The organism is Solemya elarraichensis gill symbiont (assembly GCF_002021095.1).
Classification (GTDB): domain Bacteria; phylum Pseudomonadota; class Gammaproteobacteria; order Chromatiales; family Chromatiaceae.
In genome coordinates, this window is the sequence record NZ_MPRK01000341.1 from 1 (window position 1) to 1,398 (window position 1,398).

At 53.3% G+C, this 1,398-nt stretch carries 1 protein-coding gene; it reads right to left on the reverse strand.

The features are described 5' to 3' along the window. Positions 1 to 123: 123 nt before the first annotated feature. Positions 124 to 1,250 (reverse strand): IS3 family transposase gene (locus BOW51_RS10790; RefSeq protein WP_135568284.1). Its coding sequence is split into 2 segments (ribosomal slippage): positions 124 to 986 and positions 986 to 1,250, totalling 1,128 coding nucleotides; the frame shifts between segments, so codons are not numbered across the junction. Positions 1,251 to 1,398: the final 148 nt, after the last annotated feature.

Sequence of the window (1,398 nt, forward strand, 5' to 3'; positions counted from 1 at the left end):
GCTGCTCGAGACCATCAGGCAGTCACGTGTTATAAGGATCAGCTACGATAGCCCTGATCCCAATCTGGCGGCAAAGGTCGTTAACGCCTTGACCTGCCCCCAGCAAGTGGTCCGGTTTGAATGTTAGTTCATCGCCGGTTTCAGCTCCAGTGGAATGATGGATTCAGGAGCTGGAGGGCGATAGCCCAGCGAGCTATGTGGCCGCTTGGTGTTGTAATGTTTTCTCCATTGTTCAATGATCACTTTCGCTTCGTGTAGCGTGTAAAAGACCTCACCATTGAGCAACTCATCCCTGAACCGGGCATTGAAGCTCTCGCAGTAGCCGTTCTCCCAAGGTGAGCCTGGTTCGATGTATGCCGTCTTAGCGCCGACAGCAGCGATCCACCTCCTCACTGCCTCAGCAATAAACTCGGGACCGTTATCCGAACGGATATAGGCCGGTACCCCACGCAGAATGAACAGGTCAGTCAGCACATCAATGACATCGGCTGAGTTCAACTTACGTTTCACCCGGATTGCCAGACATTCCCGACTGTATTCATCAATCAGGTTCAATGTCCGGAAGGCTCTGCCATCATCGGTTCTATGGTGGACAAAGTCGTAGGACCAGACATGATTTCTGTATTGTGCACGGAGTCTGATACAGGAACCGTCATTGAGCCATAAACGGCCACGCGGCTTCTGCTTACTGGGTACTTTTAGCCCCTCTTTGCGCCACAGGCGCTCGACACGCTTGTCGTTGACCTGCCAGCCAGCCTCTCTCAGGAGAGCGGCGATACGACGGTAACCATAACGGCCATACTCCCTTGTCAGTGCAATCATGTCAGCGACAAGTCGTGCTTCATCACGAGGCCCCTGTGGAATACGGCGCTGGGTTGAACGATATTGTCCGAGTACACGGCAGGCTCTTCGCTCTGAGACAGCCATCATACGGCGAACGTGTTCGATGCAGGCCCTGCGACGCGAGGGGCTCAGAAGTTTCCCTTGGCAGCCTCCGACAGAATCTGCTTATCCAGTGTCAGATCAGAAACGGCCTTGCGCAGACGTTCATTCTCCTTCTGTAGCCGTTTCAGCTCCTTTAACTGGTCAATCCCCATCCCGCCATACTTCTTGCGCCAGCGGTAGTAAGTCTGCTCGGTAATGCCGATCTCTCGGATCGCATCGATGCGGGCAGTGCCTTGTCCAACCAGGACTTCAACTTGCCGCAGTTTCTGGACGATTTCTTCCGGTTTGTGTCGTTTGATTCCCATTTTCGGTCCTCCGTTTTACTCATCATAAGGGTGGACCAACTTATTGGGGGAGGATCATATAACATACTGGTTGTAGAGGATACTATCCTGCTGGCACAGCATTATGCTGCTGTGTTGGAGGCGGCGGGGATGCAGGTAGAGATCGTCA